We start from the raw sequence: 23,303 nt of genomic DNA on the forward strand, positions 1-23,303 counted from the left end.
GCTGAGGTAAAAAAGTTCCCGGCGTGGCGCATTGCATTGGAAGGGCCGAAGGACCCTGCTGCTCAGCACGCCGCCGCGTAACCTGGGTTGTCGTGATCCCCGCCCCGCGCGACATCGCCGCCGCTCACCCCCAAGCGGCCGACGACCGTGGTCAAGACTGCCCGGCATCGGCCGATCCCGCCACCCTCGCCGCCTTGGCCGCACGGGACGGCGACCCCGCCGCCCAGGCCGACTTCGTCCGGGCCACCCAGGCCGAGGTGTGGCGATTCGCGGCAGCCCTGGTCGATCCGGACAGCGCCGACGACCTGACCCAGGAGACCTATCTCCGGGCGTTTCGGGCCCTACCGGCCTTCGAGGGGCGTTCCACCGCCCGTACCTGGCTGCTCGGCATCGCCCGGCGGACCTGCGCCGACCATCTGCGTACGGTGGTCCGGCGCCGCCGGCTGGCCCAACGACTCACCGCGGACGCGTACACCGATGTGCCGCACCCCGACCCGGCCGGGCAGTTCGGCGCGGCCGACCTGGTCCGCCGGCTGCCGACCGAGCGGCGCGGCGCCTTCGTGCTCACCCAACTGCTGGGCCTGTCGTACGCGGAGGCCGCCGCCGTGGAGGGGGTGCCGGTGGGCACCATCCGGTCCCGGGTGGCCCGGGCGCGCAGCGAACTGGTCGAGGCCGTCGGACAGGCGCAAGCCGGATGAACAGGAAACTGCTGCCCTGGATCGGGCTGGCCGTCCGGCTCGGACTGGCCGCCGTCTGGCTGTACGCGGGCGCCACGAAGGTCGGTGACCTGGCCGGCTCCGGCCGGGCGGTGCACGCCTACCAGGTGCTGCCGTACGAGGTCTCCATGGTCGTCGGGGCGGTGCTGCCCTTCGTCGAACTGGCCCTCGGCGTACTGCTGCTGCTCGGGTTGGCCACCCGGCTCTCCGCCGGGGTCTCCGCGGCGCTGCTGGTGGTCTTCATCGCCGGCATCATCTCGGCCTGGTCGCGGGGGCTGGCGATCGACTGCGGCTGCTTCGGCACCGGCGGTGAGTTGCCGGCCGGGGAGAGTCCGAGCTATTTCCCGGAGATCCTCCGGGACCTGGGTTTCCTGGCATTGGCCGGGTTCCTACTGATCTGGCCCCGCACGGCCGTCTCCGTGGACGGCGCGCTGACGGGCGAACCGGTGGAGGACGAAGATGAGTAGTCGCAAGGGGCGCAAAGACGCGGCCCGCGTGGTCCGGGAGCAGTTGGCCCGGGAACGGCGGCGCAAGCGGACCCTCTGGACCTCGATCGGCGCGGTGTCCGTGCTGGTGATCGCGGGTCTGATCGGCTGGGGTGTCTGGTCCAGCCAGGATTCCGGGGAGTTCACCGCCCCGCCGGGCGCGACCCAGGACGGCACCGGCATCGCGGTCGGCAGCGGGCCGGTGACGATCGACGTGTACGAGGACTACCTCTGCCCGGCCTGCAAGCAGTTCGAGCAGACCAGCGGCCCCACCCTGGAGCAACTGGTCAGCGACGGCAAGGCCCGGGTGGTGTACCACCCGGTGGCCTTCCTGAACCGTTTCTCCAGCACGGAGTACTCGACCCGGTCCTCGGCCGCCGCCGGCTGTGCCGCCGAGGGGGGCAAGTTCACCGAGTTCAGCAAGGCTTTGTTCGACAAGCAGCCGCCGGAGAACGGTGCGCAGCTGAGCAACGACGAGCTGATCGACATCGGGGCCGAGGTCGGCCTGAACCGCGACAGCTTCGGCAGTTGCGTGCGCGACGGCAAGTACAAGCCGTGGACCTCGCACGTCAGCCAGGAGGCGACCAAGGCCAACGTCACCGGCACCCCGACCGTCCTGGTCAACGGTGAGCAGGTGCGGGAGTGGACCCCGGAGAACATCACCGCCGCGGTGGAGGCGGCCGGGCGGTGAGCCGTGCCCTGCTGACCCGGGCCGGGCTGCTGCTAGCCGGCATGGTCACCACGCTGACCGCCACCGCCGCTCCCGCGGTGGCGCACGGCGCCGACGCCCCGAACGGGACGGACTACCGGGTGGAGGTCACCGCCGTGACCCCGGACCGCCCGCAGCTTCGGGTACGGGTGATCGAGGCGGGTGCCCGGTTGGAGTTGACCAACACCGGTGACCAGCCGGTGGAGGTGATCGGCTACTCGGGTGAGCCGTACCTGCGGGTCGGCCCGGACGGGGTCTTCGAGAACACCCGCTCCCCCGCGACGTACCTGAATCGCACCATCGCCGGGGAGACCCGCCTGCCGCCGGAGGTGAATCCGGCCGCCGCCCCGCAGTGGCGTCGGGTGGAGTCGGGTTCGACCGCCCGCTGGCACGACCAGCGGGCGCTGTGGCGGGAGGCCGGTCCGCCCGCCCAGGTCCGCGCCGCGCCCGACCGGGAGCACCGGGTACGCGACTGGGTGGTGCCGCTGCGCGATCCGAACGGGTCGGCGGAGATCCGGGGCACCCTGCACTGGGTGCCGCCGCCGGACGCGTACCCCTGGTGGGTGGCGGCCGTCCTCGGCACCCTGGCGGTGGGTGCCCTGGGGTTGCTCCCGGCGGCCACCGTCGCGGGGCGTCGGGCCCTGGCCGGGGTCGGTGGGGTGCTGGCCCTCGGCGGGCTGGCGGCCGTACTGCTCGCGGTCGGTCGGGTGCTGGACGCCGGGGCGACCGGGGTCGGCGGGGTGCTGGTGGGGTTGCTGACCGGGCCGGTGTGGGCCCTGCTGGCCGGGTTCGGCGCGATCGCCGCCGCCTGGTGGGTGCTGCGCCGCAGGGCCGGGGTCGACTTTCCGGTGGCCCTGGCCGGGGCCTGCCTGGCCCTGTTCGCCGGGGTGACCAATGCTGCCCTGCTGGCCCGGTCGGTCGTGCCGGTGCCCTGGCCACCGACCCTGGCCCGGGTGCTGGTGGTGCTGGCCGTGGGAGCCGGGGCGGGGGCCCTGGCCGCCGCCGTGCTGCGACTGCACGCCGCCGGACGCACGGCCAGCCGGGCCGCCGCCGGACGCACGGCTGCCTCCGGCCGGACTGCCGCCGGTGGTGACGGGGCCGGCGCATCAGCGGATGCGGTCACTTCCGAGCGGGACTGAACGGGAACGGCAGTTCCAGGCGGTGCCGGGCCAGCAGGTCGGTGTCGCCGAGCAGGTCGGCGGTGGGCCGGTCGGCCACGATCCGCCCACCGTCCAGGATCACCGACCGGTCGCAGAGTTCGAAGGCGTACGGCAGGTCGTGGGTGACCATCAGCAGGGTCACCGGCAGGGCCCGCAGGATGGTGGCCAGTTCCCGGCGGGCGGCCGGGTCGAGGTTCGACGAGGGCTCGTCGAGCACCAGGATCTCCGGTCGCATGGCCAGTACGGTGGCGACCGCCACCCGGCGCCGCTGACCGAAGGACAGGTGGTGCGGGGCCCGTTCGCGATGCTCGGACATGCCCACCGCGGCCAGGGCCTCATCCACCCGGGCGGCCAGTTCCGCTCCGCGCAGCCCCAGGTTGGCCGGTCCGAAGGCGACATCCTCGGCGACCGTGGGCAGGAAGAGTTGATCGTCCGGGTCCTGGAAGACGATGCCGACCCGCCGCCGGATCTCGGCCAGCCGAGCCCGGTCGGTGGTCACCGGCAGCCCACCCACACTGATGTGGCCCTCGGCGGGGGTGAGGATGCCGTTGAGGTGTAGCACCAGGGTGGTCTTGCCGGCACCGTTGGGGCCGAGCAGGGCCACCCGTTCGCCCCGGGCCACCGTCAGGTCCACCCCGTGCAGGGCCAGGTGGCCGTCGGGGTAGGCGTACCGGACGCCCCGGACCTCCAGGCTGGGTGCGGTGGACGGCACGAGGTGCATCATGCCAGCAGTACGGCGGTGACGGCGACCGTGCCGGCCAGCAGCGGCAGGGTCGCCGCGACCAGCCACTGACCGGTGGTGGCGGCCGCACCCGCGCCCTGCCACACCGTCGGCAGCCGGCCGGTGTAGCCCCGCGACAACATCGCCAGGTAGACCCGTTCGCCGCGCTCGAAGGCGCGCAGGAACAGGGTCCCGACACCGGCGGCGAAGCCACGCAACTGCCACAGGAAGCGGGGGTCGTCGCCCCGGGAGATGCGGGCCACCCGCATCCGACGGGCCTCGCCGACCAGCACGTCCAGGTAGCGCAGCATGAAGGTGGCGATCTGGGTGATGACCTGGGGGCAGCGCAGCCGGTCCAGCCCGACGATCAGGTCACGGGTGGTGGTGGTCGCGGCCAGCAGCAGCGAGGCCCAGACCCCCAGGGTGCCCTTGGCCAGGATGTTCCAGGCACCGTGCAGCCCTTCGACGGACAGGCCCAGCCCGAGCACCTCGACCCGCTCGCCCGCGCCGATGACCGGCAGGGCGAAGGCGAACAGCACGAAGGGCACCTCGATCACCGTGCGGGCCAGCAGCCAGCCGGGGCTCACCCGGGCCAGCGCCGCCACCCCCGCGACCAACAGGGCGTACGCGCCGAAGGCCCAGAAGGCCGTCCGGGGGGTGGCGACCACGGCGATCGTGAAGGCCACCATCGCCGCGATCTTCACCTCCGGCGGCAGCCGGTGCACCGGTGAGTCGGACTCCCGGTAGAGCACATGGGCGTGCCCGGCACCCACCGGCTACCCCTGGCTCGACGCGGATGTGCCCGACTGCTCGGCCTCCTGGCTGAGTGCGGGCGGGTCCGAGCGGTCGGCTGGTGGGGTCGGTCCCGCGTCACGCCGACGGGCCAGCCAGAACACCCCGCCGGCCACCGCGAAGGTCAGCAGGACACCCAGCACCCCGGACAGTCCGGTGGAGAGGAAGTCGTTGTCGATGCCGGCGATGCCGTAGTCGGCCAGGGGCCCGCCGATCTCATGGTCCTTCTCCTGCTGGGCCGGGCAACTGCCCCCGGTGATCTCGCCTTCGGCGTCGAAGGTGCAGCCCTCGCGTAGCGAGGAGTCCAGCCCGTCGGGATGGGGCGAGGCGAAGTTGCTGACCACACCGGCCAGCAGCAGGGCCACCAGCAGACCACCGACCAGGAGACCCCAGAGGCGCTTCACCGGACACCCCCGAGGGGGGCGACGGCCGCCGGGGCGACCGGCTTGAGGGCGCGTAGCGCGTACACCAGATCGGGTCTGACCTTAGCCACGGTGACCACCGTGGCGGCCGTGATCAGGCCCTCGCCGATACCGATGAACAGGTGGGACACCGCCATCGTCCCGGCCAGCCCGGCCAGGTTGCCGCCGAGGTCGGCGGTGCCGCCCAGCCAGTACTGCAACACGAAGCCCATCGCCGCGACCACCACGCTGACCAGCGCGGCGACGAACGCGGTGACGGCCAACCCGGCCGGGGTACGCGGCAGCACCCGCAGCAGCAACGCGATCAGCAGGTACGCCACCCCGACCGCGATCACACCCATGTTGGTGATGCTGAGCCCGAGCATGGCCACCCCACCGTCGCCGAAGACCAGGGCCTGCACCACCAGCACCACCGCGATGCACAGCGCGCCGACCCAGGGGCCGACCAGCATGGCGGCGAGGGCCCCACCGAGCAGGTGGCCACTGACTCCGGCGGTGAAGATCGGGAAGTTGAGCATCTGCACGGCGAAGATGAAGGCGGCGACCAGGCCGGCCATCGGGGCGAGTCGGTCGTCCAGGTCCTGCCGTGCCCGGCGGACGGCTAGTGCCAGAGCCGCCAGAGCGATCACCGCGAAGATCGCGGCGACCGGACCGTCGATGATGCCGTTGGAGATGTGCATGGCCAGGTTTTCCACGTGACCTCCCACGTGACGGCGGGCCCGCGCTCGCCGGCAGGGTGAGCGTATTTCCCGGCCCCTGCTGTTGCCAATATCTGGCAACAGCAAATTCCTGTCGCCTGCCGACACATCGGACACCCTCCGGAGCCCGCCGTCATGGTCGCTGGCGCGCCGGTATGGTCGGCCCATGACCGCACCCGCTCGTCTCTCCCCCGGTGACCCGGCGCCCGAGTTCACCCTGCCCACCGACACCGGTGGGGAGGTCACCCTGGCCGACCTGCGCGGCCGCAAGGTCATCCTGTACGCCTACCCGGCGGCGATGACCCCCGGCTGCACCAAGCAGGCCTGCGACTTCCGCGACTCGCTCGGCTCCCTCCAGGCCGCCGGTTACGAGGTGATCGGCATCTCCCCGGACAAGCCGGAGAAGCTGGCCAAGTTCCGCGAGCGCGACGCGATCACCTTTCCGCTGGTCGCCGACACCGACAAGGCCGTGCTGACCGCCTACGGGGCGTACGGCGAGAAGCAGTCGTACGGGCGCACGGTCACCGGGGTGATCCGTTCGACCTTCGTGATCGACGAGAACGGCAAGATCGAGCGGGCGCTCTACAACGTCAAGGCCACCGGCCATGTCGCCAAGCTGCGCCGGGACCTCGGGCTGGACTGACCAGATGTGATCGTCGGAGGCCTCGACAGCGGGCCGGGGCGACACCCTAGACTCTTCAGGGCCGGCGGGAGTGGCGTAATGGCAGCCGCGGTAGGTTTAGGTCCTATTGTCCGAAAGGACGTGGGGGTTCGAATCCCCCCTCCCGCACCAACACCCTGTTCCCCTGTCGGGCCCATCACGATCACGGGCATCCGGCGGGCGGCCCGGCGCAGGATGTCCGGGTGACCCTGCACTTCCTCCTGGATCCCGAACTGACCCCTGAGCTGCGCGCCGACATCGTCACCCTCTGGGTGGAGGTCACCAACGCGGGCGGCGCGGTCGGGTTCGTGGCACCGGTGACGGCCGAAAAGGTGCGGACGATCGCCGACCCGACCCTGGCCGGCATCGCCGAGGGCCCTGACCGGCTGCTGCTGGGCTACGACGACGACCGACTGGTCGCCATGGCGATCTTCACCGATCCCCGGTTCCACCTGAAGCCGCACCTGCGGACCCTCACCCGGGTGATGGTCCACCCGGACACCCAGGGGCGCGGGGTCGGTGAGGCGCTGATGCGTACGGCCGCCCAGATCGGGCGGGACCTGGGCCTGTCGGCGCTGCACGTGACCGTACGCGACGGGCTGGGGCTGGACCGGTTCTACCGGCGACTCGGATACCGCGAGGTAGGCCGCTGGCCCGGCGCCATCCGGGTGGCCCCCGGCGACGACCGGGACGAGATCCTGATGTGGCTCGGACTGACCGAGGACCACGGCCCCGCCAGCCAGCCGGCTACCCCTGGGGAGGGACGCGTGGCTGTTGTCCGTGCGGCGGGGCCATCGGTTCCGTCGGTCACGCGCACCGATGCTGCCGGACGAGGGCCGAGCCGGACAAGCGACCTAAGCGAAAGCTAAGACGGGGTCACGTAGGCGTACCCGGCCGGACTCCAGCGGTACGAGGTTGAGCCCGAACAGCAGTTGCCGGTCGACATTGCGGTGCCGGGCCAGGGTGCGCAGCGGCTCCCGGCCGCGTACCCCGGTCTGCTGGTCCGTGGTGGTGACCAGGCAGCGGGCCGAGGGCCCGGCGGCCCGGAAGGCCACCCCGCCGATGCGCATGCTGCGCCCTTCCCAGTCGTCCTCGGCCCAGGCGGGTGCCCCCTCGATGACCAGGTTGGGCCGAAACCGGCTCATCGGGACCGGGTCCGCACCGGCCTCGGTCAGCCAGTCGCCGAGGGCGGCCAGGGAGGCGGTGCTGGTCAGCAGGACGGGGTACGCGTCGGCGAAGCTGACCTGATCGCCCGGGTCGTGCTTTTTGCGGCCCGCCTCGATGTGCCGAGCCGGCTCGGCCAGCCAGACCAGGCGCACCGGCCGGTCGAGCAACTGACTGAGCCAGGTGTCCGCAGCCGGACCGGCGGGCAGGGCCGCTACCCGCAGTGCCCGGCGCCGGAAGGTACGCACCTGCACCGGGGTGACCTCGGACGGTTGCGGTACCCACAGGTCGGGTCGGTCGGCGGCGCGTAGCCACAGGCCACCGGTCTCGGGGTGGGCGTGTACCCGGACCAGGGCGGTCGTCTCCCGCTGGGTGATCCCCACCCCCTCGGGGTCGACGAGCATCCACCGCCGGTCGCCGTCCAGCCCCCAGGGTCGTACCTCGGCCTCGGAGTGGTTGAGGCCGCGACAGCCCTTGACCGGATAGGTGTTGATCTCGTTGATCCGCACCCGGTCACCATGCCACGCCGATGCCGTCCCCGGGGTACCAGTGGTTCGCCGGGGTTTCCCGGTAGGCGAGGAACTTCCGGCCGGTGCGTTCGGCGTGCCGGGCCAGCACGTTGGTGTGGGTGACGTTGTCGGTGAGCAGCATCGCCCCGGGAGCCAGCTTCGGCTCGACGGCCTCGAACTCCCGCTTCTCGTACGCTCGACTGTGGTCGCTGTCGTGCAGGAACAGGTCGACCGGCCGGTCCAGGGCGGTTATCGACTCGACCGAGTCTCCGATGACCAGGTCGATCACCTCGGACCAGGGGGCGGTCCGGGCCAGGTAACCGGCCTCGGGGTTGATGTCGATGGAGCTGACCCGGCCGGGGTGGCCCTCGGCGGCGTTGCGCAACAGGGCGGCGGCCAGTACGCAGCTGCCCAGCCCCTTGTCCACACCGGTCTCCACGATGTGGCCGGGTCGACGGGCGCGCACGATGGCGTACCACCCGATGCGCCGGGCGTAGCGGACCTGCTTGTCGGCCAGGCCCCGGCGGGCGGCGCTGCCGGTGGCCGAGGCGATGTGCCGGCGCAGGGCCTCGTCCGACTCGATCTCCTCCAGATAGCTGCGGACCTGCGTCACCGGCAGGTCACACACCACGCTGACGAACCAGGCCAGGTGGCTGCGGCTGAGCTTGGTCAGCTCGTAGGTGTAGTTGTGGTGTTCGCGGGAGGCGAGCAGCCATCGGGCCGAGGTGCGCAGCACCTTGACGTCATGGCGGGCCACCGTTACCAGCCGCTTGGGGAAGGCGGCGACGGGGGCTAGGCGGGTGCGGGCGATGGCCCGACGCAGCTTGACGGCGTCCACCCGTGGGTTCTATCAGACGGACCGAAACATTGGGGAAACACGATGAAGATTGATCTGGCCGGTTCCCGGCCCGCCGGGCCCCTGCTCGTGGGTGGGGTTAAGTAGCATCGCGCCATGTCGAGTGGAGAGCAGGCCGGGACGACCGTTCCGGAGCAGACACTGCCGGCGGGGGACACCGACGGGTCGGAGACAACGGCGGCCCCGGCGAGAAGACCACGCCGACGGTGGCTGCGGATCACGCTGATCAGCGTGTTGGTGCTGGCCCTGATCGGGGTGGGCGGCGCGGTAGGGGCCGGCTTCTATCTCAAGTCGGTCGAGTCCGACATCGAGCGCCTTGACGCTTTCGAGGGCATACCCGAGGAGAGCCGGCCGGAGGTCGTCGCCAAGGGCGCGTTGAACATGCTGATCCTCGGCAGCGACTCGCGGGATCCGGAGAGCACCGGGGGTTCGCGGGCGGACACCATCATCCTGGCGCATGTGTCGAAGGACCGCTCCGGCGCGCAACTCGTCTCGATACCCCGGGACACCTGGGTGGCGATCCCCCGCACCAAGGAGGGCCGTGGGGGCCGCGAGGCGAAGATCAACGCAGCGTACGCCTGGGGTGGCCTGCCGCTGATGGTGCAGACCGTGGAGCAGTACACCAAGATCCGGATCGATCACGTGCTGATGGTGGACTTCGCCGGGTTCACCGAGATCATCGACGCCCTCGGCGGCATCGAGGTCAACTCGGAGAAGCGGTTCACCTCGATCCATCCCCCCTTCCGCACCTTCGAGCGGGGTCGGCAGAAGATGGACGGGGCCACCGCACTGGACTTCTCGCGGCAACGCAAGCAGTTCGCCGACGGCGACTTCACCCGGATCAAACATCAGCAGCAGGTCATCAAGGCCATTCTGGACAGAGCCGCCTCCGGCGGAATTCTGACAAGTCCCACCAAGCTCAATTCCTTCGTCCGAGCCACCTCGAATGCCGTATCGGTCGACAAGAAGATGTCCCTGGTGGACATGGCGATGGAGCTGCGCGGCCTGCGCGGCAATGACCTGACCTTCATGACCAACCCGACCAAGGGCACCGGCCGGGTGGGCAGCGAGAGTGTCGTCTTCGATGACCCGGAGAAGGCCTCGAAGTTCTACGACGCCCTTCGCCGGGACGCGGTCAAGGAAGTGCTCAGCGCAGGAAAGTAGGGCATGAATTGTCCCGGTGGCTCTGGCGGCTGTCGCCAGAGCCACCGTATCCTGCGTTCGCTCCGGCGGCTTTAGCAGCGTCACTGGATGTCACTCCACGGGGGAGGATCCACACATGTCGAGGCAACCTGTCATGGGTTACCCGGCCACCAACGCGCCCGACGAGGGTGAGGTATCGGCTCCGACGCAGCGTTCCCGGTCAGCGGAGTCCGAGGAGGAGGCGGAACCTCCGAACCCACAGACCACCGCCGGGGCGGAGTCCACCCCGACGGGCGGCGAGGACACCCGCCCGGGGCTGGACGCCACCGCGGTCCTGCCCTACCCCAGTTCCCGCACCTCCACCCGTACCCGGGGGCTGCGCGCCTGGATGTTGACCGCGCCGGTCGATGTGGCCGCCCTGCTCTCCCCCCTGCTGCTGGATCAACGGTACTGGCGCGGCACCCTGGTCATGACGGTCCTGACGGTGGCCGTCTTCGCCGCCGGCGGGCTCTATCAGGCCCGTCGGCACGTGAGCATCCTCGATGAGCTGCCCAGCCTCTGCGGCCGACTGCTGGCCTCCTCCGCCATCGTGGTCATCATCGCCGCCCTGCGTCACGACTCCGCGGAGTACCTGGTCGAGTTCATCCGCGGCCTGGCCATCGCCGCCATCCTGGTGCTCGCCGGTCGCCTGCTGACCCGGGAGATCGCCACCCTGGCCCGGCGGCAACGGTGGGTGGAACACAACGCCATCATCATCGGCAGCGGTCCGACCGCGGTGGAACTGGCCCGGCTGCTGCGCCGCTATCCCCGGTACGGGCTGCGGTTCGTCGGGCATGTGGACACTCCCCCGCCGACGGCCTCGGCCACCACTCCCCTGATCGGCCCCCTGGACCAGCTCGAACACCTGGTCCGGCTGACCGAGTGCGACGTGCTGATCATCGCCGACCCGGAGTGCCCCGAACTGGTGCTGATGGAGATCCTCCGCCAGCCGAAGGTCGCCACCTGCGACCTGTGGGCCGCCCCCCGGCTCTGGGGCTCCAGGTCGCACGGCGACCACATCGGCGCCATCCCGATCGTCAAGGTCGGGGACACCACCCTGTCCGGGCCGCACTGGGCCCTCAAGCGGGCCTCCGACGTGGTCTTCGCCGCGCTGGCCCTGCTGCTGCTCAGCCCGATCCTGCTGCTCTGCGCGGGGCTGGCCTTCCTGGACGGGGGCCGGGGCATCTTCTTCCGGCAGGAGCGCATCGGCCGGCACGGCAAGCCCTTCCACATCATCAAGTTCCGCACCATGCGCCCGGTCAACGAGCACGAGTCCCAGACCAACTGGTCCATCGCGCACGACCGGCGGGTGTCGCCCATCGGTCGTTTCCTGCGCCGGACCTCCCTGGACGAGCTGCCCCAACTGTGGAACATCCTGCGGGGCGACATGAGTGTGGTCGGCCCCCGCCCCGAGCGGCCGTACTTCGTCGAGAAGTTCTCCGCCGAGTACCCGAGCTACGCCATGCGGCACCGGGTGCCGGTAGGGCTGACCGGGCTGGCCCAGGTCAGCGGCCTGCGCGGGGACACCCCGATCTCCGATCGGGCCCGGTTCGACAACTACTACATCGAGAACTGGTCACTGTGGCTGGACGCCAAGGTGCTCCTGCGGACCGTGGCCGAGGTGTTCCGTGGTGGTGGTCGCTGAGCGACCTGCGCCAGGTCCGTCACCGGACCGGTTCCGCCGGCACCGCCCCTCACCGCCGTTCCCCCACCGCCGGCTAGCCCGGGGAACCCCTCAGCCGAACTGCTTGGAGTAACCGATGCCGGATGTTTCGGTAGTCATCCCGACCACGGGCCGGCCCAGCCTCGCGGAGGCGGTCGCCACCGCCCGCGACCAGCAGGGCGTGTCCGTACACGTGGTCGTCGTGTGTGACCTGGCCGAGGTGCCGCCCGGCGTCGCCCGACTGCGGGACCAGATCGACGAGATCGTCTGCACCGGCGGGGGACGGCGCGGCTCGTACGCCCGCAACCTGGGGGTACGCCACGCCGCCCCGGGCAGCCACATCGCCTTCCTGGACGACGACGACGCCTGGCTGCCCGGCAAGCTCGCCGCCCAACTGCCCGTCCTGGAAGGCCTGGCCGGCCAGGGCTGGCTGCCGGTGGTCTCCTCCCGCACCCTGCAACGCAAGGCGGGGGGCGCCGCGCTGCCGACCCCCGTACCGACCGCCCTGATCACCGAGGGCACCCTGCCGGAGGACTACCTCTTCCGTCGACGGCACCTCGGGGTGGGCCGGCAGTCCCTGCCCACCTCGACCCTGCTGACCACGGCCGAACTGGCCCGGCAGTGCCCGTGGGACGAGTCCCTGCCCCGGCACCAGGACTGGGACTGGCTGGTGCGGGCGGCGCGGCTGCCGCGAGCGAAGATCGTGCAGATCGAGCAGGCCACCGCGGTCTACACCGTCGGCAGCCCGGGATCGATCTCGGCCGGGGCCGACTGGCGTACCTCCTGGGACTGGGCCCGGCGCTGGGAGGGGGTGTGGGCCCCGGAGACCTTCTCCGACTTCATCGCCGCCCAGACCCTGCGCTACGCCGTGCAGGCCCGCGACCGCGAGGGGGTACGCGAGATGGTGCGCGCCATCCGCCGCAACCGGGCCCCCTCGGCCCGCAACGCCGTCCTGGCGGCCCTGGGGCTGGTGCCCCGGTCGGCTCTTGAGCGGGTGGCGATGCGCGGCTCCCGCAGCACCGGTGACAACGGTGCCCTGCCCACGGGTGGGGGCCGCTGATGCGGCTGCACTTCGTACTCCCCCAGTTGGATCCGCTGTACGGCATGGAACTGGCCGCGGCGCTGCTCCTGCGGGGTCTGCACGACCAGGGGGTCGAGGTCTCCGCTACGGTGCTGTCCGGAAAGGTCCCGCCCACCCTGGGTGACCTGGCCATCGACACCCTGGGGCTGGGCACTCGGATCACCCGGCTGGCGGAGGCGGTGCCGCCGCTGCGACGCCGACTGCACCGGCTGCCGGCGGAGGTACGGATCGTGGCCAGCGGGCTGTGGGGCAGCGTGCCGGTCGGCACCGCCCTGGCCGGCACCGGCCGGGACTACGTCGCCTGGGAGCATTCGCTGCTGCCGGAGCGGCTGCGCATCGACCGCCGGGTCCGCACCCTGGCCCGGCTGGCCCGGGTTCGCGGGCTGCGCCCCAGCCTGGTCGTGGCCGTCTCCGAGGGGGTGGCCCGCACCGTCCGGGGACTCGCCCCCGGCCAGCCGGTGGTGACGATCACCAACCCGATGCCGCCCAGGGCCTTCGTAGCCCCGCGTCCGGTGGCCGACCGGCGGCGGATCAGGCTGCTCACCACGGCGGCCTTCCGCCCGTACAAGAACCACTCCTGCGCGCTGGAGGCGCTGGCCCTGCTGCCGCCGAACCATCACCTGACCCTGGCCGGGAACGGCGAGGAGCGGGACCTGCTGCACGAGCGGACCCGCCAGTTGGGGCTCACCGACCGGGTGACCTTCCTGGGCCGGGTGCCCGGGGTGGCCCGGCTGCTGGCGGAGTCCGACGTGCTGGTGCACCCCTCCCGGGCCGAGACCTTCGGCTTCAGTCTCGTGGAGGCTGCCGAGGCCGGTCTGCCGGTGGCCGCCCTGCCGGTTCCCGCCCTGGACGAGATGATCCCGACCTTCGTACCGGGCGCCCTGGCGGCGGACACCTCCCCGGCGGCCCTGGCCCAGGCGATCGTTACCCTGACCGGCGAGGGACGCCCCGGGGTGGCGGACTTCGAGAAGGCCTGGCACGCCCGCTGCACCGAACTCGACCCGGCCACGGTCAGCGCCCGATGGGTGGAGGCCTTGACATGACGGCGGTCCCCGGCGGCCCCGAGCGGCCGGTGACCGAGCAGCCGGATCCGCAGCAGCCGGGTGGCGGCTCGTCGGCCGGTGTCGGGCGCGGTGACGGCTTCCTCCGCAAGTCCGGCAAGTTCTTCGCCGGCACCCTGCTGCGCACCCTGGCTCAGGGGGCGCTGTTCGTGCTGCTGGCGCGGGAGATGCCGCTCAGCACCTACGGCCTGTTCGTCGGGGTCACCGCCCTGATCGCGGTGATCTCGCCCTTCGCGTCGGCCGGCGCGCCCAGCCTGATCATGCAGAACTACGCGGACGCCCCGGGCGACTGGCTCCGGCACCTCGTCCGCGGGCTGTTCCTCTCCACCATCTTCGGCACCGCCGCCACCGTGCTGGTGACCGCCGCCGGCCTGGCCATCTGGGGTGCGGACGTCCCGCTGGTCGACCTGCTCTGTCTGGCCTTCGCCGACCTGGTGGCCTGGCGACTCATCGAGGCCGTGGCGGCGTCCATCCAGGTCCGTGGTCGGATCATGCTCGCCGCGTTGATCCCCGCCCTGCTGCACCTCTGCCGGTTGGCCGGTGCGGTCGTGCTGGCCGCCGCCGACGGGCCGGTCACCCTGCACGACTGGGCGGTGACCTCGGCGGTGCTGTCCACCCTGGTCTGCCTGCCCGTGATCGCCGGTGGCCTGCTCGGTGGCGGCCGGGGCGGGATCGGTCTCCGGGGCGCGGTCCGGCAGGCCCGCACCGGGATGCTCTTCGCCGTGGGGCTGGCGGCCCAGTCGATCTACAACGATGTCGACAAGGTCATGTTGTCCCGGCTCGGCACCCCGGAGGGCGCCGCCATCTACGCCGCGGCCTACCGGGTGGTCGACCTCGCGTACACCCCGGCCCGGTCGATGAGCGCGATCGCCTACCCCCGGTTCTTCGAGGCGGGACGGCACGGTCCCCGCCAGGCCATGCGGATGGCCCGTGGCCTGCTGCCACGCTTCCTGGCCTTCAGTGTGCCGGTGAGCCTGCTGCTGGTGGCCTTCGCCTGGATGATGCCGCTGGTGTTCGGGGCCGACTTCGAGGCGGCCATACCGGCCCTGCAGGGGCTAAGCGCCCTGCTGGTGCTCAAGTCGCTGCACTACCTGGCCGCCGACGCGCTCTCCGGTGCCCGGATGCAGGGCCGGCGGACGGTCTGCCAGATCGGCATCGGGGTGCTCAACGTGCTACTCAACCTGTGGCTCATCCCGGCCTACGGTTGGCAGGGGGCCATCGCCTCCAGCCTGTTCTGCGACGCGCTGCTGGCCGTACTGCTCTGGGGAAGCCTGGCCGCCGCCGCCCGCCGCGACCCGGGCGACGCACCCGCACAGCCACGTTCCATGGAAAGGGTCTGAGGTGACCACACTCTTCGGTGTCCTGCTGACTGCGGGAGGTGTCGCGGTAGCCGGGTGGCTGATCCACCAACGCCGGACGGTGGCCGCCGCCTTCGGCGGTGGGAGGATCGCGATCGGGCTGATCGGATTCTCCGTCCTGGCCAACGCCGCGCCGGTCCTCGCCGGGGACAACTCCTCCGCGCTCATCGGCCTGCTGGTGTTCGCCCTGGTCGCCTGGTTGTTCTTCGTACGCCGTGGGGGTCTGGCCGGTCCCGCGGACATCTGGCGTCGGATCTGCCTGTGCCTGGCCGCCGCCCTGCTCCTCTGGTGCGTCGCGGTAGACCTGCTCACCGGCGAGGGGGTGTACGGGTCGCGGATGCCGGCGTACGCCGCCGCGGGTCTGCTGCTGGTGGCGGTGTGGTTGCTGGCGGCCGGTGCCCCGATCAGCCTGGCCGCGATGGCCTACACCGGGCTGGCCGTGCTGTCCCTGCTGACCATCCCGACCGCCTTCTACGGACAGGCCTGGCGGGCCTGCACCGGCGGGCAACTGGAGAAGTGTTCGCTGGCGGGTGGGCTGTTCAAGAGCTTCTACGACTCCGAGAACTACATCGCCCTGATCACCTCCTTCACCCTGGTGGCCGCGGTCTGCGCGCTGCGGGGGGCGCAACGGTGGGCGGTGGTGGCCTTCGGTCTGCTGGTCATCGTGGCCACCGGCTCCCGGACCAGCTACCTGGCCCTGGCCGCGGTGGCCTGCTGGGTGCTCGGGGCCATGCTGCTGGAGTGGCGTAGGCCGTACCAGCAGATCAACTTCGCCCTCTGCGTGTCAGTGGTCATCGGGGCGGTGGCCACGGCGACCTATCTGACCTGGAGTGCGGCGAAGAACACCCTGAGCAACCGGGGCAACATCTGGATCCACGCCCGGGAGTACATAGCGGGTTCGGAGGCCACCGGGGTCGGCGTCTCGAAGTGGTACCTGCTGCGGGACCAGGGCGATGCCCCGCACCACTTCTTCCACTCCGGCTATGTGCTGGCCATCTTCTCCGGAGGGTTCATCGCGTTGACCCTGTGGGGCCTGCTGATCGCCACCCTGCTGCGGGCACCGGTGGTCGACGGCCGGGCCTTCTCCGCCAAGGCGCCGGTGGGCCTGTTCATCATTTACTCCTTCACCGAGGTGGTCTGGAACCCCCTCTCGGCCGACGGGCTGACCTGGATCTTCGCTCTGCTGGTGGTTACCGCGTGCACGCTAGGATCGACCGATGGCAACCAGGTGGACACCTCGGTGACCACCGGTGATGTCGTCAGGCTCCCTCACGATGCCGGTTGACCAGGCCACCGTCCGGCGACCGCCGCCCCCGGGTCTCGGGTTCCGCCCGGACATCCAGGGCCTGCGCGCCTTCGCCGTCGTGGTGGTCATCCTCGACCATGTCCTCGGCTGGCCGGCGGGCGGATTCGTCGGGGTCGACGTCTTCTTCGTCATCTCCGGCTTCCTGATCACCGGCCTGTTGCTCACCGAGTACGACCGGCGGGGCCGGATCTCCTTCGCGGACTTCTACCGCCGCCGGGCCCGACGCATCCTGCCGCTGGCGATCCTGGTGCTGGTGCTCACCTACCTGGCCTCCGCGCTGCTCTTCCTCGGGGATCGGGCCCGATCGACGGCCTGGGACACCCTGTGGGCCGCCCTGTTCGGTGCCAACTGGCGGTTCGCCTTCACCGGCACGGACTACTGGCAGACCGACGGCCCGGTCTCCCCGTTGCAGCACTACTGGTCCCTGGCCGTCGAGGAGCAGTTCTACCTGGTCTGGCCGGTGCTGCTGGTGGTCGTGCTGAGCCTCGCCGCCCGACGGGGCCGGTACGGCGGCAGCGCCCGGTGGGCGGTGGGTCTGGTCCTCGGTGCGGTCGTGGCGGGGTCCATCCTGTTCGCCCTCTGGGAGGTCAGCCACCGCCCCACGGTCGCCTACTTCTCGACCTTCTCCCGGGCCTGGGAGCTGGGGGTGGGTGCCCTGCTGGCCCTGGCGGCCCCCCTGCTGGCCCGGATACCGGCTCCGGCCCGTCCGGCGTACCAGTGGGCGGGTCTGATCGGTCTGCTGGTCTCGGTGCTGGCCATCACCGCCCAGTCCCCCTTCCCGGTGCCCGGGGCCTTCCTGGCGGTGATCTCGACCGCCCTGGTCATCGCCGGAGGGGTCGGCGGGCAGCATCTGATGCTGCCCCTGACCAACCGGCCGGTCCGGTACCTCGGCGACATCTCGTACTCGCTCTACCTGTGGCACTTCCCGCTGCTGATCCTGCTCGGCGCGGCGTTGCCCGACAGTGGACCCACCGTGGTGGTGCTCACCCTGGTCGGCACGGTGCTGCTCTCGATGCTCAGCTACCACCTGGTGGAGGATCCGATCCGTCGATCCTCCTGGTTGGAGCCGCGCGCGCCGGGGCGGCCGCCGGAGAGCAGGGTCGCCCGGATCAGCCGGTACGCCACCGTGGCGGCGTTGGCCACCACGGTGGTGGCGGCCACGGTGGCGGTGCTGATCCCGCCGCCGCAGGCCCCGGCCGAGACGGCGGCGGTCACCTCACAGAGCGACCTGAGCGCCCAGATCGGTACGGCGCTGGCGGCCAAGGACTGGCCGGTGTTGACCCCGGCCCCCGGTGAACTGGGCCGCCGAGGCTTCACTCAGGGGCACGGGCAGGGTTGCCGGCCGGCGATCCCGGACGGCAACGACTGCGTCATCGGGTCACCCCGCCCCGCCCGGCTGGCCGTGGTCGTCGGGGACTCCATCGCCACCGCCTGGCTGCCGCTGGTCCGCGGGGTCCTGGAGCCCCAGGGCTGGGCGGTACGGGACCTGACCTACGCCGGCTGCCCCTTCCTGGCCTCGGGCACGACCTCGCCGATCAACGCCATCACCCGGTCCTGTCCCGGTCACCAGCAGATCGTCCGGCGCATCATCGAGGAGAACCGGCCGGACCTGGTGATCGTCAGCAACGCCTACCGTCAGCGGTTCACCGACACCGGCGGCCGGTCGGCGCTGGCCGAATGGGAGCGGGCCGCCCGCACCGCCCGGGAGAACTGGCTGGCCCTCGCCGGGAAGATCGTCGCCCTGCAACCCCCGCCCCTGGGCCCGGATCCGAAGAGCTGCATCACCCGCTTCTCCGCCCCGCAGGACTGCGTCTCCCAACTGGACGACGAGTACCGTTCCTACGCCGAGGTGGACGGACGGGTCTGGAGTGGTAAGCGGGCCTGGCACGTGGCCACCACGGACTGGTTCTGCCAGGGTGGACAGTGCCCGATCTTCGTCGGAGGGGTCATCGTCCGCCGCGACGGCAACCATGTCACGGCCGAGTACGCCCGCAAGCTGGCCCCGATGTTCGACGAGGCCCTGACCCCGGTCCTACGCGGCCCCTCGGACTGACCCGCACGCCAGGCTGGCCAGCACCGGCGTGCCGGTAGCCGCGCCGCCGGCTGACGACCACCCGGCCAGCAGCTACCGGCGACTACCTGGTCCGGCGGAGCCGAGACCAGAGCAGCACGCCGAGCCCGGCGACCAGGGCGACACCCGCACCGATGAGCACCGGCACCGCCCAGGCGGGCCGGTCCGGTTCCGGCTTACCGCCGAAGGCGACCGCCGTGTCGCGGTACGCCAGGGCCAGGGCGTTCGCGGGGGCCTGCTCGACGACCTGGGCGAACTGTGCGGCGGCCTTCCCCTCGTCCCCGGTGAAGTACGCCTCGAGGGCGCTGCGGTAGAGAGTGTCCGTCTCGCCGAGTTTGTTGTCGACGTCGGCGGAGTCCAGCAGCCCGGTCAGCCGGGCCACCGGTACCACGAGGCGGTTGGGTCGCTTGGGGGCCAGCAGGTCGTTGTCCAGCATCCCGACCACCTGGCCCTCGGGGTCGATCGCGATGCCGCCCCGGGAGTAGGCGCCGACATCCTCACTGACCCGGTAGAAGGAGGTCTCCGGGTCCACTTCGGTCACCTCGGCGGCCTTGGTGCTCACCGTGTAGGTGGCGGAGCGGTACTCCGCATCGGTGGTGGCGTAGCCGAGGACGTTCAGTGCCGTTCCCGGGGCGATCGTGGCGGAGGTGTTCAGTTCGGCGGTGGGCAGGTTGGCCTGGTCGAGCTTGACCAGGGCCAGGTTGCCCTCCTCCAGGGGGAGCACCTTGACGACCGTGCCGGGGATCGCCGGGCTGGCCTTGAGGTCACCCTTGGCCACGTTCATCTGGCCGTGCAGCACGACCGCGGGGTCGGTGTCCCGCTCGGGGCCGGTGAAGGCACTGCTGGGCAGTCGACCCTTGACGTAGCCGCCGACCTCCCCGGCCTTGAGGGTGCCCCGGGCCACCAGGGTGTCGGCCAGCGAGCCGAGCGCGTGTTCGAGCAGGATCTCCGAGGTGGGGGCGACGCACTGCCCGTTGGTGAGCAGATGCCCGTCGTGGTTGACCACCACCCCGGTGCAGCGGCGGCTGAAGGTGAAGGGATCGGGGTGCAGCAGGGCACCGTCCTGCTTGTTGCGGACGTAGCCGGTGTAGATGGCCTCCAGGAAGACCATCGCGGGTGCCACCTTGGCCAGGGCGTGCTCCTGCGGGCTGCGCGGCGCGGCCTCGGCCCAGGGCTTGAGCCCCGGCGGGGGCGGGGGCGCGGTTGGCGCGGTGACCGCCGGCGGGTTCTGTCCGTCACTGGCCGAGATGGCCCAGATGCCGGCACCCCCACCGATGGCGGCGACCAGCAGCAGCGCGGCGATCGCCACCCACAGGCCACCCTGCCGTTTCGGCGCGGTGGAGGGTTGGATCCGCCGGGCCGGAGAGCTGAAGGGGTCGTGCCGCAGCGGGTCGTCCGGGGCCGGGCCGAAGCCGGGCGAGGCCGGGGTGCCCGAGACCGGATCCGGGTAGACCGGCTGGGCGGGTACCGGCCCCGCCGACTGCGCCGCCCCGGAAACCGGCTGCGGCATCCCGGGCACCGGTTGCGGCATCCCCGAGATCGGCTGGGGCATCCCGGAGACGGGCTGCGGCATTCCGGAGACCGGCTGGGGCATCCCAGACACAGGTTGCGGCATTCCGGAGACCGGCTGCGGGGGGTCGGAGATCGGCTGGGGTGGGCCGGAGACGGGTGGGGAAACCGGCGGCGGGGCCGAGGAGGGTACGGGTTGGTACTCCACACCGAGCGCCCGGAACAGCTTCTCCGCAGCCGGGCCGGCCTCCGGGCCGTACGCGACCCAGGGGGCGGCCGCCGAGAAGTCGGCGTACACAAAGGGGGTTCCGGCGGGCCCCTGGGCCAGGTTGTTGACGATCCCGGCGAAGGCCTCCCGCCAGCCCGGGGCGGCGGCCACAGTGGCGTCCAGGACGGCCACGGTCACGAACCGGCCCTGCTGATCGAGGGCTGCCCATGCCTTGCCGACCGGTGAACCCCCCAGCAGATGGGTGTACCGGTAGGGGCCTTCCGGCTGCATGGCAACTCCTCTGCTCAACCGCCGTGCGGATCCTACCGAGCCACCGCACCTAGCCCTGCCCGCCGGTCGGCCCGCATCGCCTCATCCTCGTGAATTCGCTGGTCAGAACGGTCAATGAGGTTGACCACTTGCCTGCTGAAAGTTTTGATGCATAGAGTCATAGGGTGAATGACGGGGATACCAAGGCGCCGACCGAACGGGTCGTCGGCCTGTTCGACGGCGTCCGACTCACCCCGACCCAGCGGCGCATCGCGCACTGCCTGGTGCAGCACGCCCCTGCGGTGGGCTACCTCTCCGCCGCCGAGGTAGCCGAACTGGCCGGCGTCAGCCAGCCCTCGGTCACCCGCTTCGCCGTCGCGCTGGGCCACGACGGCTATCCCGCGCTGCGGCGGCGGCTGCGCGAACTCACCGCCGCCGCGCCCGGCCCGGCCACCGCCGGCAACGAACTCCAACAGGCGGTACGCGCCGAGATCGGCAACCTGGACCGGCTGGCCGAGCAGCTGAGCGACCGGGAGCGGCTGGCCGAGACCGGCCGACTGCTGGCGGCCAGCCGTCCCCTGCCGGTGCTGGGGCTGCGGGCCGCCGCTCCCCTGGCCGCCTACTTCGCGTACTTCGCCGCGAAGGTGCACCCGGACGTGCGGGTGCTCGACGACGGGGGCAGCCTGCTCACCGACCGCCTGGAGCAGGCCGCCGAGGCCGGGGCGAGCGCCCTGCTGGCCCTGGTGCTGCCCCGCTATCCCCGGGAGACCCTGGAGGCCCTGCGGGAGGCCCGCGCCGCCGGGCTCACCGTGGTGGCGATCACCGACTCCCCGGTCAGCCCGGCCGCCGAACTGGCCGATGTGGTGTTGCCGGCGGCGGTCGGCACCCAGCTCGTGTTCGACCTGCACACCGCTCCGATGACCCTGGCCATGGTGCTGCTCCAGGCGATCTGCGACGCCGCCCCGGCCGAGACCCAGCGGCGGTTGGAGGCCTTCGAAGCCTCCGCCGCCCGTCGCCAGTTGTTCCTCGGTTAGGAGGAGACACACCATGACCCACATAGCCCCCGGCCCTATCCGGGCCGCCCGAGGCCCGGAACGCACCGCCCGAGGGTGGCCGCAGGAGGCCGCCCTGCGGATGCTGATGAACAACCTCGACCCGGAGGTCGCGGAACGCCCGGACGACCTGGTGGTCTACGGGGGCACCGGGAAGGCCGCGCGGGACTGGCCCTCCTACCACGCCCTGGTCCACACCCTGACCGACCTGCGCGACGACGAGACCATGCTGGTGCAGTCGGGCCGACCGGTCGGGGTGATGCGCACCCACGAGTGGGCCCCCCGGGTGCTGCTGGCCAACTCCAACCTGGTCGGTGACTGGGCCACCTGGCCGGAGTTCCGCCGCCTGGAGCAGTTGGGGCTGACCATGTACGGGCAGATGACCGCCGGATCGTGGATCTACATCGGCACCCAGGGCATCCTCCAGGGCACCTACGAGACCTTCGCGGCCGTGGCGGAGAAGCGCTTCGGGGGCACCCTGGCCGGCACCCTGACCCTGACCGGCGGCTGCGGCGGGATGGGCGGGGCCCAGCCCCTGGCGGTGACCATGAACGGCGGTGCCTGCCTGATCGTGGACGTCGACCGCAGCCGGCTGGACCGCCGGGTGCACGACCGCTACCTGGACGAGGTCGCCGACGACCTGGACGACGCGGTCGAGCGGGTCCTGGCCGCGAAGCGGGACCGCCGGGCGCTCAGCGTCGGGGTGGTCGGCAACGCCGCCACGGTCTTCCCGGAGCTGCTGCGCCGGGGGGTGGCCATCGACATCGTCACCGACCAGACCAGCGCCCACGACCCCCTGTCGTACCTGCCGGTGGGGGTGGAACCGGCCGAGGCGCGGGACTACGCGGCGGCCAAGCCGGCCGAGTTCACCGACCGGGCCCGGGAGTCGATGGCCCGGCACGTCGAGGCGATGGTGGGCTTCCTCGACGCCGGTGCGGAGGTCTTCGACTACGGCAACTCCATCCGGGGCGAGGCCCGGCTGGGCGGGTACGAGCGGGCCTTCGACTTCCCCGGCTTCGTGCCGGCGTACATCCGGCCGTTGTTCTGTGAGGGCAAGGGCCCCTTCCGGTGGGCGGCCCTCTCCGGCGACCCGGCCGACATCGCCGCCACCGACCGGGCCATCCTGGACCTGTTCCCGGAGAACGAGTCCCTGGCCCGGTGGATCCGGATGGCCGGCGAACGGGTGGCCTTCCAGGGCCTGCCGGCCCGGATCTGCTGGCTGGGCTACGGCGAACGCGACAAGGCCGGGGTCCGGTTCAACGAGATGGTCGCCTCGGGTGAGCTGAGCGCCCCCGTGGTGATCGGCCGGGACCACCTGGACTGCGGCAGTGTGGCCAGCCCCTACCGGGAGACCGAGGCGATGGCCGACGGCTCGGACGCGATCGCCGACTGGCCCCTGCTCAACGCGCTGGTCAACACCGCCAGCGGCGCCTCCTGGGTGTCCATCCACCACGGCGGCGGGGTGGGCATCGGCCGCTCCATCCACGCCGGTCAGGTCTGTGTGGCCGACGGCACCGCCCTGGCCGGGCAGAAGATCGAGCGGGTGCTGACCAACGACCCGGCGATGGGGGTGATCCGGCACGTCGACGCCGGTTACCCCACCCCGCACACCGACGTCCGCATCCCGATGGCGGAGTAAGGAAGGGCCC

21 protein-coding genes, 1 tRNA gene and 1 pseudogene are annotated in these 23,303 nt (G+C 71.8%); 16 read left to right on the top strand and 7 right to left on the bottom strand.

Annotated elements, in window-relative coordinates; all coding sequences use genetic code 11:
* Positions 1–92: 92 nt before the first annotated feature.
* From ACGFIK_RS02780 to ACGFIK_RS02795, 4 genes are read left to right on the top strand one after another with little or no spacing between them, the layout of a single operon-like run.
* Positions 93–698 carry a sigma-70 family RNA polymerase sigma factor gene (locus tag ACGFIK_RS02780; protein ID WP_327022446.1) on the top strand — a complete coding sequence of 202 codons (606 nt, stop codon included), beginning with the start codon at positions 93–95 and terminating at the stop codon, positions 696–698.
* The gene (locus ACGFIK_RS02785; protein WP_327022447.1) at positions 695–1,183 is read left to right on the top strand and encodes a MauE/DoxX family redox-associated membrane protein; all 489 of its coding nucleotides are present in this window, start codon (positions 695–697) and stop codon (positions 1,181–1,183) included. The genes ACGFIK_RS02780 and ACGFIK_RS02785 overlap by 4 nt, the downstream gene beginning before the upstream one ends.
* Entirely contained in the window at positions 1,176–1,892 is a 717-nt protein-coding gene (locus ACGFIK_RS02790) for a thioredoxin domain-containing protein (protein WP_327022448.1), read from the top strand. Before ACGFIK_RS02785 ends, ACGFIK_RS02790 begins: the two co-directional genes overlap by 8 nt.
* A complete protein-coding gene (locus tag ACGFIK_RS02795; protein ID WP_327022449.1) occupies positions 1,889–3,049 on the top strand; it encodes a hypothetical protein in 1,161 nt (386 codons plus the stop codon). Before ACGFIK_RS02790 ends, ACGFIK_RS02795 begins: the two co-directional genes overlap by 4 nt.
* On the opposite strand, the gene ACGFIK_RS02800 is transcribed toward ACGFIK_RS02795, so the two are convergent.
* From ACGFIK_RS02800 to ACGFIK_RS02815, 4 genes are read right to left on the bottom strand one after another with little or no spacing between them, the layout of a single operon-like run.
* Positions 3,030–3,782, bottom strand: a complete 753-nt coding sequence (locus ACGFIK_RS02800) for an energy-coupling factor ABC transporter ATP-binding protein (RefSeq protein WP_393337303.1) — start codon at positions 3,780–3,782, stop codon at positions 3,030–3,032. The genes ACGFIK_RS02795 and ACGFIK_RS02800 overlap by 20 nt on opposite strands.
* A gap of 8 nt (positions 3,783–3,790) precedes the next feature.
* A complete protein-coding gene (gene cbiQ / locus ACGFIK_RS02805) occupies positions 3,791–4,564 on the bottom strand; it encodes a cobalt ECF transporter T component CbiQ (protein WP_327022450.1) in 774 nt (257 codons plus the stop codon).
* A 3-nt stretch (positions 4,565–4,567) separates the two neighbouring features.
* Positions 4,568–4,987: a PDGLE domain-containing protein gene (locus tag ACGFIK_RS02810; RefSeq protein ID WP_393337307.1), complete on the bottom strand. Its 420-nt coding sequence runs from the start codon at positions 4,985–4,987 to the stop codon at positions 4,568–4,570.
* Positions 4,984–5,700: an energy-coupling factor ABC transporter permease gene (locus tag ACGFIK_RS02815; protein ID WP_393337309.1), complete on the bottom strand. Its 717-nt coding sequence runs from the start codon at positions 5,698–5,700 to the stop codon at positions 4,984–4,986. The genes ACGFIK_RS02810 and ACGFIK_RS02815 overlap by 4 nt, the downstream gene beginning before the upstream one ends.
* Before the next feature lie 169 nt (positions 5,701–5,869).
* Between ACGFIK_RS02815 and bcp the strand changes: the two genes are divergently transcribed.
* The 3 genes and pseudogenes from bcp to ACGFIK_RS02830 form a co-directional block, all read left to right on the top strand.
* Positions 5,870–6,346 carry a thioredoxin-dependent thiol peroxidase gene (bcp, locus tag ACGFIK_RS02820; RefSeq protein WP_327022453.1) on the top strand — a complete coding sequence of 159 codons (477 nt, stop codon included), beginning with the start codon at positions 5,870–5,872 and terminating at the stop codon, positions 6,344–6,346.
* 64 nt (positions 6,347–6,410) lie between these two features.
* Positions 6,411–6,496 (top strand) — tRNA-Leu (locus tag ACGFIK_RS02825).
* 71 nt (positions 6,497–6,567) lie between these two features.
* Positions 6,568–7,083 (top strand): annotated as a pseudogene (locus ACGFIK_RS02830) (GNAT family N-acetyltransferase); the annotation flags it as partial.
* Positions 7,084–7,218: 135 nt separating this feature from the next.
* On the opposite strand, the gene ACGFIK_RS02835 reads toward ACGFIK_RS02830, so the two are convergent.
* Positions 7,219–8,037: an MOSC domain-containing protein gene (locus ACGFIK_RS02835; RefSeq protein WP_393337313.1), complete on the bottom strand. Its 819-nt coding sequence runs from the start codon at positions 8,035–8,037 to the stop codon at positions 7,219–7,221.
* Between the two features lie 4 nt (positions 8,038–8,041).
* Positions 8,042–8,875 (bottom strand): O-methyltransferase, encoded by an 834-nt coding sequence (locus tag ACGFIK_RS02840; protein WP_393337316.1) that lies wholly within the window; start codon positions 8,873–8,875, stop codon positions 8,042–8,044.
* Positions 8,876–8,989: 114 nt separating this feature from the next.
* On the opposite strand from ACGFIK_RS02840, the gene ACGFIK_RS02845 reads away from it, so the two are divergent.
* From ACGFIK_RS02845 to ACGFIK_RS02875, 7 genes are all read left to right on the top strand, one after another.
* The gene (locus ACGFIK_RS02845; RefSeq protein WP_393337319.1) at positions 8,990–10,057 is read left to right on the top strand and encodes an LCP family protein; all 1,068 of its coding nucleotides are present in this window, start codon (positions 8,990–8,992) and stop codon (positions 10,055–10,057) included.
* A 115-nt stretch (positions 10,058–10,172) separates the two neighbouring features.
* On the top strand, positions 10,173–11,720 hold the full coding sequence (locus ACGFIK_RS02850) for a sugar transferase (protein ID WP_393337322.1): 1,548 nt from the start codon (positions 10,173–10,175) through the stop codon (positions 11,718–11,720).
* A gap of 115 nt (positions 11,721–11,835) precedes the next feature.
* Positions 11,836–12,798 (top strand): glycosyltransferase, encoded by a 963-nt coding sequence (locus ACGFIK_RS02855; RefSeq protein ID WP_327022458.1) that lies wholly within the window; start codon positions 11,836–11,838, stop codon positions 12,796–12,798.
* Complete coding sequence (locus tag ACGFIK_RS02860) at positions 12,798–13,862, top strand: glycosyltransferase (RefSeq protein WP_393337325.1); 1,065 nt, start codon at positions 12,798–12,800, stop codon at positions 13,860–13,862. Before ACGFIK_RS02855 ends, ACGFIK_RS02860 begins: the two co-directional genes overlap by 1 nt.
* Positions 13,859–15,220 carry a lipopolysaccharide biosynthesis protein gene (locus tag ACGFIK_RS02865; RefSeq protein ID WP_393337328.1) on the top strand — a complete coding sequence of 454 codons (1,362 nt, stop codon included), beginning with the start codon at positions 13,859–13,861 and terminating at the stop codon, positions 15,218–15,220. The genes ACGFIK_RS02860 and ACGFIK_RS02865 overlap by 4 nt, the downstream gene beginning before the upstream one ends.
* 1 nt (position 15,221) lies before the next feature.
* Positions 15,222–16,523, top strand: coding sequence for an O-antigen ligase family protein (locus ACGFIK_RS02870; RefSeq protein ID WP_393337331.1), 1,302 nt, complete (start codon positions 15,222–15,224; stop codon positions 16,521–16,523).
* The gene (locus ACGFIK_RS02875) at positions 16,513–18,597 is read left to right on the top strand and encodes an acyltransferase family protein (protein WP_393337334.1); all 2,085 of its coding nucleotides are present in this window, start codon (positions 16,513–16,515) and stop codon (positions 18,595–18,597) included. Before ACGFIK_RS02870 ends, ACGFIK_RS02875 begins: the two co-directional genes overlap by 11 nt.
* An 82-nt stretch (positions 18,598–18,679) precedes the next feature.
* Here the strand turns inward: ACGFIK_RS02875 and ACGFIK_RS02880 are convergent, their stop codons facing one another.
* Positions 18,680–20,623 carry a trypsin-like peptidase domain-containing protein gene (locus ACGFIK_RS02880; protein WP_393337336.1) on the bottom strand — a complete coding sequence of 648 codons (1,944 nt, stop codon included), beginning with the start codon at positions 20,621–20,623 and terminating at the stop codon, positions 18,680–18,682.
* Positions 20,624–20,787: 164 nt separating this feature from the next.
* Between ACGFIK_RS02880 and ACGFIK_RS02885 the strand changes: the two genes are divergently transcribed.
* Positions 20,788–21,636, top strand: a complete 849-nt coding sequence (locus tag ACGFIK_RS02885; RefSeq protein ID WP_327022464.1) for a MurR/RpiR family transcriptional regulator — start codon at positions 20,788–20,790, stop codon at positions 21,634–21,636.
* A gap of 13 nt (positions 21,637–21,649) precedes the next feature.
* Positions 21,650–23,293 carry a urocanate hydratase gene (hutU, locus tag ACGFIK_RS02890; protein WP_327022465.1) on the top strand — a complete coding sequence of 548 codons (1,644 nt, stop codon included), beginning with the start codon at positions 21,650–21,652 and terminating at the stop codon, positions 23,291–23,293.
* Positions 23,294–23,303: the final 10 nt, after the last annotated feature.

This window comes from Micromonospora sp. NPDC048871, from assembly GCF_043198155.1.
Classification (GTDB): Bacteria; Actinomycetota; Actinomycetes; order Mycobacteriales; family Micromonosporaceae; genus Micromonospora.